This window comes from Serratia sp. EC4, assembly GCF_059652115.1.
Genome location: NZ_JBNIDE010000001.1, coordinates 186,695 through 200,510 on the forward strand (window position 1 = coordinate 186,695; position 13,816 = coordinate 200,510).

The following is a 13,816-nucleotide window of genomic DNA, read 5'->3' on the forward strand; positions in this document are numbered from 1 at the left end:
CGTCAACCCTTGAAGATCAGACGGGAGTTGGTCTGATTGCGAAAACGCAGCTGATCGATACCGATCTGCGAACGGTTCGCCGCTTCCCGCGCCGCCAGGATGGTGCCGTGATGCGGCGATTTGCCGCACACCGGGTCGGCGTTGTCGGCGTTGCCGGTCAGCATGAACGCCTGGCAGCGGCAGCCGCCGTAGTCTTGCTCTTTCTCCGAACAGGAACGGCAGGGCTCCGGCATCCAGTCATAGCCGCGATAGCGGTTAAAGCCGAAGGAGTGGTACCAGATATGCTGCAGATCGTGCTCCAGCACCGACGGAAACTTAATCGGTAACTGACGGGCGCTGTGGCAGGGTAACGCCATGCCTTCCGGCGTCACGCTCATGAAGATGGCGCCCCAACCGCCCATGCAGCCTTTAGGCCGCTCCTCGTAGTAATCCGGCGTGACGAACAGCAGGTTAGCCAGTTTGCCGTCGGCGGCCATGCGCTCGCGGTAGCGTTTCACCACCGCTTCTGCCTCGGCGATCTGTTCGCGGGTCGGCAGCAGGCCTTCACGGTTCAGGTGCGCCCAGCCGTAGAACTGGCAGGTCGCCAGCTCGACGTCGTCGGCATCCAGCTGGATCGCCAGTTCGATGATGCGGTCGATCTGGCCGATATTATGGCGATGCAACACGAAGTTGAGCACCATCGGATAGCCGAGCGCCTTGACCGCCTTGGCCATCGCCAGCTTCTGCTGAAATGCCTTGGCGGAGCCCGCCAGCGCGGCGTTCAGCGTTTCGTCGCTGGCCTGAAAACTGATCTGAATATGATCCAGCCCGGCGTCGGCGAAGGTCTGCAGCTTTTTCTCGGTCAGGCCGATGCCGGAGGTGATCAGGTTGGTGTAAAACCCGAGATCGCGGGCGGCGGCGATCAGCTCGGGCAGGTCTTTACGCACTAGCGGCTCGCCGCCGGAGAAGCCGAGCTGCACGCTGCCCATCGCCCGCGCCTGGCGGAACACCTCTATCCACTGTGCGGTAGTCAGCTCTTTTTCCTGCGCGGCAAAATCGAGCGGGTTGGAGCAGTACGGACACTGCAGCGGGCAGCGGTAGGTCAGCTCCGCCAGCAGCCAGAGCGGCGGATTCACCGCCGGCGCACGTGGTTCAGTCACGGAAGGTCACCCATTTTTGTTCGTAGGCGCGCTGGAAAAATTCCAGCACGTCGTCCGCCAACCCTTCGGCGCCGGGGAAGCGGGCGTTCAACTGGGCGATGATGCCGTTCAGCGTAGTGTGGCCGTCGACCAGTTGCAAAATGGCGGCGGCGCTGTCGTTCAGCTTGGCCATGCCTTCCGGGTAGAGGATCACATGGCTGTTTTGCACCTGCTCCCATTGCAGGCGGTAACCGCGGCGGAAGACGGGAGTGTGTTCAGGGTTCAGCGTCATTACACCAGCCTCTGGTTGTGCCATACCCGCGCGGCGGTCACGCTGTGGTAAGGCGGGCGGTTCAGGGTGTAGGCCATGCTCATGGCGTCCAGCATGCTCCACAGAATGTCCAGCTTGAACTGCAGGATCTCCAGCATGCGCTGCTGCTTTTCAACGGTATCGCAATAGTCCAGCGCCAGCGCCAGGCCGTGTTCCACGTCGCGGTTGGCCTGGCCGAGGCGGCTGCGGAAATAGTCGTAGCCGGCGGCGTCGATCCACGGGTAGTGTTGCGGCCAGCTGTCGAGACGCGACTGGTGGATCTGCGGCGCGAACAGTTCGGTCAGCGAGCTGCAGGCTGCTTCCTGCCAGCAGGCGCGGCGCGCGAAGTTGACGTAGGCGTCCACCGCGAAGCGCACGCCCGGCAGCACCAACTGCTCGGATAGCAGGGCGTCGCGCTGCAGCCCGACGGCCTCGCCGAGGCGCAGCCAGGCCTCGATGCCGCCTTCGCTGCCGCCGTAGCCGTCGTGATCCAGAATGCGCTGCACCCACTTGCGACGGGTGTCCGGCTGCGGGCAGTTGGCCATGATCGCCGCATCCTTGATCGGAATGCTGGTCTGGTAGTAGAACCGGTTGGCCACCCAGCCCTGGATCTGCTCACGCGTCGCTTCGCCGTTGTGCATCGCGATGTGATACGGGTGGTGGATGTGGTAATAAGCGCCTTTGGCGCGCAGCGCCGCTTCAAATGCCTGCGGCGTCAGGGGACGTGGTTGCGTCATGGCGATTCCCTACAGTTCGATATTCATGCCGTCCCAGCTCACTTCGATGCCGGCGGCGGTCAGGCTCTGCCGTTCCGCGGAGTCTTCATTGAGGATCGGGTTGGTATTGTTGATGTGGATCAGGATCTTGCGTTTGGCGGGCAAGGTGCTGAGCAGGGCCGCCAGCCCGTGCTCTTCCGCCAGCGCCAGGTGCCCCATGTCTTTGCCGGTATTGCGTCCCACGCCGGCGTTGGCCAGCTCGTTGTCACGCCACAGCGTGCCGTCGATCAGCAGGCAATCCGCCCGGCGCAGCCAGGGCATCAGCGCCTCGTCCGGCTCACCCAGGCCCGGTGCGTACAGCAGGCCGGCCCCGCGCGCGGTATCTTCGATAAACAGCGCCACGTTGTGGCCCGGCAGCGGGCGATCGCGGTACGGCGAATAGGGGGGCGCGTTGCTGAGCAGCGGAATGGCGGTGAAGCGCACGTTTGGGCAGACCGCCGTGCGGAACGGTTCGCCGGGCGTCACCGGGTGGTGAATCAACCCGCCGTTCCAATGGGAGAGCATGGGAAACACCGGGAAGCCGGTGCTGAGATCGTCATGCACTTCAGGGGTGCACCAGACGTGGTGTGGGCAGCCCTCACGCAAATTGAGCAAGCCCGCGCTGTGATCGATCTGGCTGTCGGTCAGCACGATCGCGCCGATGCCGGTGCCGCGCAGCACGTCGGGATTGTTCAATTCGGGCGAAGCCAGCAGCTGATGGCAAATATCCGGTGAAACGTTGCACAGCACCCAGTTTTTACCGTCGTCGCTGACGGCGATGGAAGACTGCGTGCGACGCGTAGCGTTGATGCTGTGGCTGCGAACGCCCCGGCAGTTGTCGCAGTTGCAATTCCACTGGGGAAAGCCGCCGCCCGCCGCCGAGCCGAGAACTTTTATCTGCATGTCTGAACCAGAAAAAGAGGGAAAGAAATGCCCGCGCGAAAGGCGGGCAGACAGGCGATTAACGGTTGGAAATGTACAGCGTCACTTCCAGCCCCAGACGCAGGTCAACAAACTCAGGTTTAGTCCAGGTAGTCATAGCGGTGCTCCTTTACATGCATCGTGATAGTTCGAGCCCAATGAGAAATTTTCGCATTAGGCCGGCCCAATGTTGGCGAAATGTGACGAAGATCGCAACCTTTAAAGCGTAACCGGGTTATTCACCCCAGGTGGCGGCGAGCGCGTTCAGCCAGTTGCGCCAGGTCAGCTTCTCCAGCAGCCGGTTATCGAACCCGGCCTGCGCCAGCGCTTGCGTCAGGCGCGGTAGGCCTGCGGCGTCCTCCAACGGTTGCGGTACGTTGACTCCGTCAAAATCAGAGCCAAATCCCACGCGATCTTCACCAAGTTTAGCGATCAAATACTCAACGTGTTTAACAATTTCTGTTAAGCCGGTCGTTGCACTGTCACGTTTACCGTCCGCCCGCAGGAAGGCGGTGCCGAAATTGACGCCGACCATCCCGCCGCTCTGGGCGATGGCGTCCAGCTGCGCGTCGGTCAGGTTGCGCGGCTGCGGGCAGAGGGCGTGGGCGTTGGAGTGGGTGGCGACCAGGGGCGCGCGGCTCAGCGCGGCGGTTTGCCAGAAGGCTTTCTCGTTCATGTGCGAAACGTCGATCATGATGCGTCGCTGGTTGCAGGCGCGGATCAGCGCCTCGCCGGCCGGCGTCAGGCCGGGGCCGGTATCGGGTGAGCCGGGGAACGGCCCGCTGACGCCGGTGCCGAAGGCGTTAGGCAGATTCCAGAATGGCCCGATGCTGCGCACGCCCAGCCGGTAGACGGCCTCCAACTGCGTCAGTTCCGCATCGATCATGCCGGCGCCTTCGATATGCAGCACCGCGGCGACTTGCCGGTTGAGGCGGCACTGCTCTATCTCGGCGGCGGTGCGGCAGATGCGCAGCCGCCCCTGAGAAGCCTGCTCCAGCTGCTGCAGGATGCCGATTTGCCGTTCGGCGATCGCCAGCGGATCGAAGGCGGCCTGCGCCTCGTCCTGCGTTTGATTACGCATCTGGGCGATATAGCCGACCGGAGGAATAAATACCGCGAACAGCCCACCGCAGAATCCGCCGCGCTGCATGCGGGAGAAATCGAGGTGGCCCGGCGTGACGCGGGAATAAAAGGCGGCGACCGGATCGTCGTCATGCTGCAGCCACAGATTGAGCAGCAGGTCGTTATGGCCGTCGAAGACCGGCCAGAGAGGGGGAAGCGTCATGGGCGTTTCACTGCGTCAGGCATCGTGAACGCTATGTTCTCCCATCGAGCGAGGGGGAACAACCCTCGCTCGATGGGGATTTTAAAGCCGAATTGTCAATTCGACGTCATCCGCGAACGGCGTGGAGAGATAGCCCGTCGCCGGATCGCGCACCCGAGCCAGGTAATCCGGGCTGTCATCGGCGTTGTCCGCGACGATCAGCGCACCGGGCCGCAGACGGCTCTCAAGCAGGTCGAGAATATCGGGATAAAGTCCCTTGGCGCCGTCGAGCAGCAGCAGGTCGACCGTGGCCGGCAGATCGCCGCGCAGCGTTTCCAGGGCGTCGCCGACGCGGATCTCCACCAGGTCGATGACGCCGCCTTCGGTCAGGTTGTCGCGCGCCCGCGCCGCTTTGCTCGGTTCAAACTCGCAGGTAATCAATCGGCCGCCGCCGTTATCGCGCAGTGCGGCGGCCAGGTGCAGGGTCGAAATACCGAACGATGTGCCGAATTCGACGATGCTTTGCGCCCGGCAACCCCGCGCCAACATGTAGAGCAAGGCCCCGGTCGCCGGCGACACGGCCAGCGGGAAATCCTTCAGGCGGTGGTAGAGTTCGCGGTACTCGGTTTTGCTCTGCATCAGCCGGCTTTGCTCTGCGTCCGGCACGTCGCGGAACAGGGCGGCAAGCGCCGGCGACCGGCGGGATGCCTGTTGGAACAGGCGGTTTAGCAGCGGCGCTAAGGGGGCAGTGGTCAGGGTACTCATGGCAAATTTCCTGTCGTAAATGAAGCGCGTTAGCGCATGCCGTTATAATATGACGAACTATTCGCATTCCTCTATTCGCATTGGCCGCCCGCTATGACTGAACGCCGCAGTAAGCAAATTTCCTCGAGAAAACAACCGCAACAGGCGCGCTCCGCCGAACTGGTGTCCGCTATTCTGACCGCCGCTATTCAGGTTTTGGCGCAGGAGGGGGCGGCGCGTTTCACCACCGCCAGGGTGGCCGAGCGTGCCGGCGTCAGCGTCGGGTCGCTTTATCAGTATTTCCCTAATAAGGCGGCGATCCTGTTTCGTTTGCAGAGCGACGAATGGCGGCAGACCACGGATATGCTGGGCCGTATTTTGGCCGACCGCGAGAAAACGCCGTTCGCGCGCTTGCGATTGTTGGTGCAGGCGTTTATCCGTTCGGAATGTGAAGAGGCGCAGATGCGCGTAGCGTTGAATGATGCGGCGCCGCTTTACCGCGATGCGCCGGAGGCACAGGCGGTAAAGGCAGCCGGCAAGGATATCGTGCAGGTTTTCATGTGCGAAGCGTTGCCTGATGTTCCGCAGGTCACTCGCCGGTTGGCGGGCGATCTGATCGTCGGCACGTTGGGGGCGGCGGGCAAGCAATTCTCCGAAACGCCGCGAACTGATTCCGAGATCGCGGCTTATGCCGATGCGATGGCGGACATGTTCTGCGCTTATCTGGCCGATTTAAACGGGCATCAGAGGCCGTAAACGCTTTTTAGGTGACATTGTCACTCGCCGGGGGCTGCGCCTGCCGACGACAAACCGACAGCACCAACTGCCGCAGCCAGCGGTGATCCGCCTCGGCGTCCAGGCGCGGATGCCACATCTGCGAGACGGTGATGGGCGGCGTTTTTACCGGCAGCTCGAAGACGCGCAGCGGGCCATCGGCAGGTTGAGCCTGCAGGAAAGAGGCGGGAAGCAACGCCAACAGGTTCGAGGCCTGCGCCACCGCCAGCGCGGCGGGAAAGCTCGGCACCACGGCGGCGATATGGCGTGCCAGCCCCAGCTCCGCCAGCGCGGCGTCTACCGGCCCGAGGATGCGCCCGCTGCGCGAGGCCACCACGTGGCCGCAGGCGGCGTAGTCGGCGACGTCAATCTCCGGCTGTTGCGCCAGCGGGTGTGCGGTTCTCATCACGCCAACGAAGCGATCGCGGAACAGCGCCTGCAGGCGGATTTCCGGGCCCATGTCACCCAACACGCCGATCTCCAGATCGACCAGACCTTCACGCAGGGGGCGGTCGCTTTTCTCCGGCTTGGGCGCAAAGCGCAACCGCACCCGCGGCGCCTGTTCGGCGGCGGCGGCGATCAGCGCCGGGCCGAAGGCCTCAACGAAGCCGTCATTGGCGCGCAGCGTGAAGGTACGATCCAGCGCGGCGGGATCCAATGCTCCCTGCGCCGGACGCAACACAGCGCGGGCTTCGAACGCCGCGTGCCGCGCCCGCTCGCGCAGCGTTTCGGCATAGGGCGTCAGCACCATATGACGGCCGGCGCGCACCAGCAGGGGATCGCCGGTGGCCGCGCGCAGTCGGCTGAGGGTACGGCTCATCGCCGAGGGGCTTAAACCGAGACGGCGCGCCGCGCCGGCAACGCTGCCCGCCGTCAGCAGCGCGTCGAGCGCGATCAGCAGGTTGAAATCAGGGTCTGTCATGCGTGCGCATCCTGTCGTGCTGAATAGGGGGGAAGGCGTTCGATGCAGTTTGTGCGTACGAATGCTGCATCAGTCGCCATGCATTATGCCTGAGCCTGTTTTCGGGGGGCCATGACTTACCGCTAAAAAACCGGAGGGGGACTGGCCCGTTTGCCGTCTGAACATGGCGATAAACGCGGAAGGATCGTGATACCCCAGGGTAGAGGCGACATATTTGACGGCTCTCCCTTCCTGCAACAGCGTCATCGCCATGAGGGTTTTGCTTCTCAGCTTCCATTCATTGAAAGAGATGCCGGTGGCGGCGAGAAATCGCCGCGAGAGCGTACGCTCGCTCAAGCCCAGCATGCCCGACCATTGCGCCAACGTGTTGAAATCGTGCGGCGCGGCGCTCATCTTTTCGGTCATGATCTTGATCACGTCGTCGCTGCCGAGCGGCAGGTAGCTGTCAAAACGCTCCGACAGCGCCAGCTGCTCAAGCAATGCGGTCACCAACGTCTGGTCCTGAGGCGTGTGCGGATAGCCAATGCGCCTTTCTGAAAAATCGGCCAGCACCGCTTTGACGATCTTATTCAGCCGCAGGGTTTGCGGTTTGCTCGGTAAGGATTGGCATAGCGGGGGGCTGACATGAAGAATGACATAGTCAATTGCACTCTTTGCTACGGATTCATGTTCGGTATTAACGGGGAGCCAAATGGCATATTCCGGTGTGGATAAATAAATATTGTCCTCAATATTTATTTCCGCCAACCCTTTCATGGAATACATCAGTTTGCCCCATGGCAACGCCTGTAAAGGGAATTGCGTTCCTGCCGGCCAGGATTTATTTCTGAACCAAATCGATATTGGGATTTCCCCGGTCAATTCTGACGGTTTCATGACGCCTTCCTGTCCGTTCATGGCTGCGTCTTCCTATTATAACAATAAGTTGTCTGATAATCGGCATTTCTATTCTATGGGGAAAGCTTACTCTGGGCAGGTCATTCCCCTGGATAAAGGTAACAATATGTACGGTAAAATCATTGATCTTTCGGTTCCGCTGATGAGCGGGATCGCTTCCGATCCGGAGCGGTTTCTGCCGGAAATCGAGTATGTTGACAACAAGCGCGGAGCGTTGCAGCTGGCGGAATCATTTCCCGGCCTGGATCCCCTGGCGCTGCCGCGTCAGGAGGGCTGGGCGGTGGAATTTGTCCGCATGAGCACCCATGCGGGGACGCATATGGACGCCCCTTATCACTACCATTCGCATATGGACGACGGTTCGGCGTCAAAAACCATTGATGAAATACCGTTGGAATGGTGTATCGGCCCTGGCGTCAAATTGGATTTTCGCCATTTTCCAGACGGTTATGTGGTCACTGCACATGATATTGAGCGTGAATTAGCGAGGATTGATCATCCGCTCGCCGTCGGCGATATTGTTCTGGTCAATACGGCGGCCGGTGGGCGCTACGGCAGTGAAGATTTTATTCATCGCGGTTGCGGCATGGGCCGTGAGGCGACGCTGTATCTTACTGAACGCGGCGTCAGAGTGGTTGGCACCGATGCCTGGAGCTGGGATGCGCCATTCAGCCATACGCGCACCAAATTTGAACAAAGCGGCGATATTTCGCTTATTTGGGAAGGGCACTATGCCGGCAGTAAATATCCTTATTGCCAGATTGAAAAACTGTGCAATCTTGAATTGCTGCCCCCCTGCGGATTCAACGTGATCAGTCTGCCGGTCAAAGTTTATAAGGCATCCGCCGGCTGGGCTCGGCCGGTTGCAATTATCGATGAACGCGCGGGGGAATAAACGATGGCCAGAATAAAACTGCCGGCAGTGAGTGAATTAACGGTTGAGCAACAGCAACAATATGCCCGTTTTCCCGCCAATCTTACGCTGGGTCTGTTGAAAACCAGCCGTTCGGCGCAGGGATATCTGTCGCTGGGCGCTTCTTTTCCGGCCGGGCGACTGTGTGATAAAGATCGGGAAATGATCATATTAAGGGTTGGCGCGTTAAGCCACAGCGCTTATGAGCGTATGCAACACTATCCGTTGGCGATCCTTGCGGGGTGGCGCGATGACGACATCGAGAAAATAGAGCAGGGTGTGGGCATCGACGCCAGAGGGGCGGCCATCTTGCATTTTGTCGATGAATGCGTGCAGCAGGTGAAGGTTTCTGCCGACACGTTTAACGCGGTCAGGCGCTATTATGATGAGGTTCAACTGGCTGAACTGTCATTAATTATTGGGCACTACATGATGACGGCGCGCTTTTTGGAAACGCTGGAAATCGATCTGGACCTACAAGCGACATCCTGGGAAAACATGTCAACGGATTGAGTACGCGCTGAGCGCGATAAAAAAGCCGATAACCTGGGGCTATCGGCTTTTAATGCGCAGTGGCGGAGGGTTACGCCGGCAACTGCTGCGCGGTTTTCTCGACCAACGCCAGCAACAGCTTGATGTCTTCCAGCGTCACGATCGGGTTCAGCAGCGTCATCTTCAGGCAGGTTACGCCATCGAACTCGGTTACGCCGACGTTGGCGCGGCCCGATTCCAGCAAGGCGTCACCGATACGCTGGTTGAACAGCGCGACGGCCGCGTCGCCATTCGCCGCCAGCTGCGCCGGACGGTAGCGGAACAGCACGCTGGCCAGCTGCGGCTGCATCACCAGTTCCAGTGCTTCCTGATCGGCGATGTAACGCGCCACCTGTTGCGCCAGCGTGACGCCATGATCGATGATCTCGGCGTATTGCTTCTGCCCCAGCGCTTCCAGCCCCATCCACAGCTTCAACGCATCGAAGCGGCGGGTGGTCTGCAGCGATTTGGACACCAGGTTCGGCACGCCTTGCGCTTCGTCGAACTCGGAGTTCAGGTAGGCCGCCTGATAACGCATCAGCTCGTAGTGGCGCTCGTCTTTCAGCAGGAAGGCGCCGCAGCTGATGGTCTGGAAGAACTGCTTATGGAAGTCCAGGGTGATGGAGTCCACCAGCTCCAGGCCGTCCAGGTAGTCGCGGTACTGCTCGGAAAGCAGCAGCGCGCCGCCCCAGGCCGCATCCACGTGCACCCAAATCTGCTGCTCCGCCGCCAGCCGTGCGATATCGCGCAACGGGTCGATCGCGCCGGCGTCGGTGGTGCCGGCGGTGGCGACAATCGCCATCACCTGCTCGCCGTTGGCCTTGGCCTGCGCCAGTTTTTCCGCCAGATCGTTCACGTCCATGCGGGCGAAGCGATCGGTTTTCACCAGGGTGACGGACTGATAGCCGAGGCCCATCAGCGCCATGTTCTTCTGCACCGAGAAGTGGGCGTTTTCAGAACAGAACACTTTCAGCTTGCGCAGATCGCCCACCAGACCGTCCTGCTGCACGGAGTGGCCCTGACGCGCGAAGAACGCATCGCGCGCCAGCATCAGCCCCATCAGGTTGCTCTGGGTGCCGCCGCTGGTGAATACCCCGGCGTCGCCGGACGGGTAACCGACCTGGGCGCGCAGCCACTCAATCAATTTCATTTCGATCAGCGTGGCCGACGGGCTCTGATCCCAGGAGTCCATGCTTTGGTTGGTGGCGTTGATCAGCACTTCGGCGGCCTGGCTAATCACCAGGCTCGGGCAGTGCAGGTGCGCCACGCATTGCGGGTGGTGCACCGACAGACTGTCTTTCAAAAAATACTCGATGGCGCGCTCGATCGCCGCCTGGTTGCCCAGGCCTTGCGGGGTGAAGTCGAGCTTGATGCGCTCGCGCAGTTCGGCAACGCTTTTGCCCTGATACATCTCGGGCTGTTGCAGCCACTGCACGACGGCTTCACTGCTCTGCGCGATCGCCTGGCGGTAAGCCTCGGCGCTGTGCGCCGAGGAAGCCAGAATCGGGTTTAACTTGGACATCGCGGTCATTCGCTCCAATCAGACTGGCTTGACGCCGGCGGCCAGCAGCGCCTGCTCAAATTTATCCAGGAAAATACCCAGCTCATCATTGGTGATCAGCAGGGAAGGCAGCAGGCGCAGCACGCAGCCGTTGCGCCCGCCGCGCTCCAGGATCAGACCGGATTCGAAGCATTTCTTCTGCAGCAGCGCGGACAGCTCGCCATCGGCCGGGTAGCAGCCCATATGATCCTGCGCTTCGTTCGGCTTGACGATCTCGATGCCGATCATCAGGCCCAGACCGCGGACGTGACCGATCACCGGATAACGTTTCTGCAGCTCGGCCAGCTTGCCTTTCAGCCACTCGCCCTGAGCGGCCACTTTGTCGGCGACCTTATGCTCTTTCAGGTACTGCAGGGTGGTCAGGCCGGTGGCCATCGCCAGCTGGTTGCCGCGGAAGGTGCCGGTGTGGTGGCCCGGTTCCCAGGCGTCGAACTCTTTTTTGATGCCCAGCACCGCGAGCGGCAAGCCGCCGCCGACCGCTTTCGACATCACGATGATGTCTGGCTCGATGCCCGCGTGTTCGAAGGCGAACAGCTTGCCCGTACGGGCGAAACCGGCCTGAACTTCGTCGATGATCAGCAGAATGCCGTGTTCCTGGGTCACTTTGCGGATGCGCTGCAGCCACTCGGCCGGCGCCGGGTTAACCCCGCCTTCGCCCTGAACGGCTTCCAGGATCACCGCAGCCGGTTTACGCACGCCGCTTTCCACGTCGTTGATCAGGTTGTCGAAGTAGTAGGTCAGCGCCTTGACGCCGGCTTCGCCGCCGATGCCCAGCGGGCAGCGGTATTCATGCGGGTAAGGCATGAACTGCACTTCCGGCATCATGCCGTTGATCGCCGCCTTCGGCGACAGGTTGCCGGTGACCGACAGCGCGCCGTGGGTCATGCCGTGATAACCGCCGGAGAAGCTGATCACGCCGGAACGGCCGGTGTGCTTTTTCGCCAGCTTCAGCGCGGCTTCCACCGCATCGGCGCCGGACGGACCGCAGAACTGCAGGCAATACTCTTTGCCTTCGCCAGGCAACAGAGAGAGCAGGTAATCGGAGAAACGATCTTTCAACGGGGTCGTGAGATCGAGAGTATGTAACGGCAAGCCGCTGGTAATGACATTTTGGATGCTTTGCAGGACGTCGGGGTGATTATGTCCAAGAGCCAACGTTCCCGCCCCGGCCAGGCAATCAAGATATTGATTATTCTCAACATCAGTGATCCAAACGCCCTGGGCTTTCGCAATTGCCAACGGCAGTTTGCGCGGATAACTCCTAACATTCGACTCAAATTCGGCTTGACGCGCCAAATAGGTTTCATTGTTTCCGTTTAATGAGTTTGCAACTAAAGTATCAATACGGACTTTATCCGTCATCATATCTCTCCTACAACCGAAGGTCTCAACACGCAACGATTGAATTAATGAATTAGAAAAGTAACTGCCTTGTGAAAAGCGCGACCAATATATGGCTTTTTCGCCTGGGACTCAATAGCCGATTTTGTTTTGAATTGTTTAGTTTTTTCTTAGGCTCATCAATATGTTGTTGATTTGTTGACCGTTGGTTTTGCCGGCAGAAAACAACATTTCCTTAACATTGCGTAAAAATCCCTTTCTGCTTTCCTTTGGCTGCTTCTTTAATGCATTTATTATTAAGGTGAATTTCCGATTAATAACATAAATAGAAAATAGCGGCTTATTTTCATCTATTCACCACCTTAAGTCCTATAGCGGTTATATACACAAAATTTGTGATGAATATAAGTCATCGAGCGTTAAAAGCGCGGTATCCAGAGTGGTGATTTCTTGCAGATTTTACGTAGCGCGATCGAAAAAGCGGAATTTTTGTGCGGCGCCGGCGAGTCGGCCGGCGCCGTGGTCATTAACGTTGCCGTAACCAGACGTGATAGCGGCGCAGAGTGCGGCGGGTGCGCCATCTATCGATGAGCAGCGACCACAGTGGGGAGTAACGCACGTTGCGCGTCCGATCGCGGCTCAGGGCGTGCATGCGGCGCTTGATCAGCGCCATGCGGGCGAGCAGCGTCAGCGTTTTGTCGCGCCATTTTACCGGAGCGGGCAGTGCATGAGGGGCTTCGCCGGTTTGCCAGCGGTGCGGCAGATCGGGAATTTCCGCCATGGCGGTGGCGATGCCGACTACCGCGACGCCGCTGTTCAGCACCTGTTGCGCCACCGTCGGGCGGGTGATGCCGCCGGTGGTCATCACCGGCATGCGGGCTACTGCGGCGAGATCGCGGGCGAAGGTCAGAAAATAGGCTTCGCGCGCCAGGGTGCTGTCGTCCGCCGCTTCCCCCTGCATCGCCGGGCTTTCATAACTCCCGCCCGACAACTCCACCAGATCGACCGGCAGTTCGTTGAGCATCAACAATACCTGTCGGGCCTCGTCCGGCGAAAAGCCGCCGCGCTGAAAATCGGCGGAGTTCAGTTTGACCGCCACGCAAAAGCCTGGCGAGACACGCTGGCGCACCGCGCTCACCACCTCCAGCAGCAGGCGGGCGCGATTCGCCAGCTCGCCCCCCCAACGATCGCTGCGCTGGTTGGACAACGGCGACAAGAACTGGGAGATGAGGTAGCCGTGCGCCGCATGGATCTGCACGCCGGTAAACCCGGCCTGTTCGGCGGCATGCGCGCTGGCGGCGAAGCGGGCGATCACCTCGGCAATCTGCGCTTCGCTCATGGCCTGCGGCGGGGCAAACTGCTTGCTGTACTTGCCCATCGCCATTGGGATGGCGGAGGGCGCCCAGGCGTTGCCGCCCATGTTGGCCATCACCTGACGGCCCGGGTGGCTGAGCTGCATCCATACCTGCGCGCCTGCCTGGCGCGCGGCCTTGGCCCAGGTTTCAAACGGGGCGAGCGGCGTATCCTGTTCCAGCACCACGCCGCCGGGGCCGGTCATGGCGCGGCCGTCGATCATCACGTTGCCGGTGATGATGAGGCCGGCGCCGCCGATACCCCAGTGGCGATACAGACGCCATAGCGCGGGGCCGGGCAGTTGGCCTTCATCGGCCAGATTTTCTTCCAACGCGGCCTTGGCCAGACGGTTGGGTAAGCGGCTGCCGTTGGGCAGAATCAGCGGGGTAAACATCGGGTACGTTCCTGTCGC

Annotated in this window: 15 protein-coding genes; 3 read left to right on the top strand and 12 right to left on the bottom strand. The window is 60.6% G+C overall.

From position 1 onward, the window contains the following. Positions 1-2 precede the first annotated feature (2 nt). From pqqE to ACP39K_RS00875, 7 genes are all read right to left on the bottom strand, one after another. Entirely contained in the window at positions 3-1,139 is a 1,137-nt protein-coding gene (pqqE, locus tag ACP39K_RS00845; protein ID WP_033640350.1) for a pyrroloquinoline quinone biosynthesis protein PqqE, read from the bottom strand. Then, positions 1,132-1,410: a pyrroloquinoline quinone biosynthesis peptide chaperone PqqD gene (pqqD, locus tag ACP39K_RS00850; protein WP_016927749.1), complete on the bottom strand. Its 279-nt coding sequence runs from the start codon at positions 1,408-1,410 to the stop codon at positions 1,132-1,134. The genes pqqE and pqqD overlap by 8 nt, the downstream gene beginning before the upstream one ends. Further along, positions 1,410-2,165, bottom strand: coding sequence for a pyrroloquinoline-quinone synthase PqqC (gene pqqC, locus ACP39K_RS00855; RefSeq protein ID WP_015376769.1), 756 nt, complete (start codon positions 2,163-2,165; stop codon positions 1,410-1,412). Before pqqC ends, pqqD begins: the two co-directional genes overlap by 1 nt. A 9-nt stretch (positions 2,166-2,174) precedes the next feature. Continuing rightward, complete coding sequence (gene pqqB, locus ACP39K_RS00860; protein WP_033640348.1) at positions 2,175-3,086, bottom strand: pyrroloquinoline quinone biosynthesis protein PqqB; 912 nt, start codon at positions 3,084-3,086, stop codon at positions 2,175-2,177. A 58-nt stretch (positions 3,087-3,144) separates the two neighbouring features. Continuing rightward, the gene (gene pqqA, locus ACP39K_RS00865) at positions 3,145-3,222 is read right to left on the bottom strand and encodes a pyrroloquinoline quinone precursor peptide PqqA (protein WP_004937827.1); all 78 of its coding nucleotides are present in this window, start codon (positions 3,220-3,222) and stop codon (positions 3,145-3,147) included. Between the two features lie 117 nt (positions 3,223-3,339). Continuing rightward, positions 3,340-4,389 (bottom strand): dipeptidase, encoded by a 1,050-nt coding sequence (locus tag ACP39K_RS00870; protein ID WP_161544714.1) that lies wholly within the window; start codon positions 4,387-4,389, stop codon positions 3,340-3,342. A gap of 81 nt (positions 4,390-4,470) precedes the next feature. Next, positions 4,471-5,133 (bottom strand): O-methyltransferase, encoded by a 663-nt coding sequence (locus ACP39K_RS00875; RefSeq protein WP_033640344.1) that lies wholly within the window; start codon positions 5,131-5,133, stop codon positions 4,471-4,473. A gap of 93 nt (positions 5,134-5,226) precedes the next feature. Between ACP39K_RS00875 and ACP39K_RS00880 the strand changes: the two genes are divergently transcribed. Then, positions 5,227-5,868 carry a TetR/AcrR family transcriptional regulator gene (locus tag ACP39K_RS00880; protein WP_161544715.1) on the top strand — a complete coding sequence of 214 codons (642 nt, stop codon included), beginning with the start codon at positions 5,227-5,229 and terminating at the stop codon, positions 5,866-5,868. Positions 5,869-5,875: 7 nt separating this feature from the next. Here ACP39K_RS00880 and ACP39K_RS00885 read toward each other — a convergent pair whose 3' ends face one another. Together ACP39K_RS00885 and ACP39K_RS00890 are read right to left on the bottom strand one after the other, a co-directional pair. Then, positions 5,876-6,808 (bottom strand): LysR family transcriptional regulator, encoded by a 933-nt coding sequence (locus ACP39K_RS00885; RefSeq protein ID WP_251683962.1) that lies wholly within the window; start codon positions 6,806-6,808, stop codon positions 5,876-5,878. 69 nt (positions 6,809-6,877) lie between these two features. Next, positions 6,878-7,684, bottom strand: a complete 807-nt coding sequence (locus tag ACP39K_RS00890; protein ID WP_227944604.1) for a helix-turn-helix domain-containing protein — start codon at positions 7,682-7,684, stop codon at positions 6,878-6,880. Positions 7,685-7,811: 127 nt separating this feature from the next. Here ACP39K_RS00890 and ACP39K_RS00895 point away from each other — a divergent pair, with 127 nt between their 5' ends. Beyond that, a complete protein-coding gene (locus tag ACP39K_RS00895) occupies positions 7,812-8,600 on the top strand; it encodes a cyclase family protein (RefSeq protein ID WP_033640340.1) in 789 nt (262 codons plus the stop codon). Between the two features lie 3 nt (positions 8,601-8,603). After that, positions 8,604-9,131, top strand: a complete 528-nt coding sequence (locus tag ACP39K_RS00900; RefSeq protein WP_033640338.1) for a carboxymuconolactone decarboxylase family protein — start codon at positions 8,604-8,606, stop codon at positions 9,129-9,131. Positions 9,132-9,201: 70 nt separating this feature from the next. On the opposite strand, the gene ACP39K_RS00905 is transcribed toward ACP39K_RS00900, so the two are convergent. The 3 genes from ACP39K_RS00905 to ACP39K_RS00915 form a co-directional block, all read right to left on the bottom strand. Next, positions 9,202-10,671, bottom strand: a complete 1,470-nt coding sequence (locus ACP39K_RS00905; RefSeq protein ID WP_033641419.1) for a pyridoxal phosphate-dependent decarboxylase family protein — start codon at positions 10,669-10,671, stop codon at positions 9,202-9,204. A gap of 18 nt (positions 10,672-10,689) precedes the next feature. After that, positions 10,690-12,072 carry a diaminobutyrate--2-oxoglutarate transaminase gene (locus ACP39K_RS00910; protein ID WP_004937838.1) on the bottom strand — a complete coding sequence of 461 codons (1,383 nt, stop codon included), beginning with the start codon at positions 12,070-12,072 and terminating at the stop codon, positions 10,690-10,692. Positions 12,073-12,577: 505 nt separating this feature from the next. Then, positions 12,578-13,798: an NADH:flavin oxidoreductase/NADH oxidase family protein gene (locus tag ACP39K_RS00915; RefSeq protein WP_033640337.1), complete on the bottom strand. Its 1,221-nt coding sequence runs from the start codon at positions 13,796-13,798 to the stop codon at positions 12,578-12,580. Between the last annotated feature and the right edge of the window lie 18 nt (positions 13,799-13,816).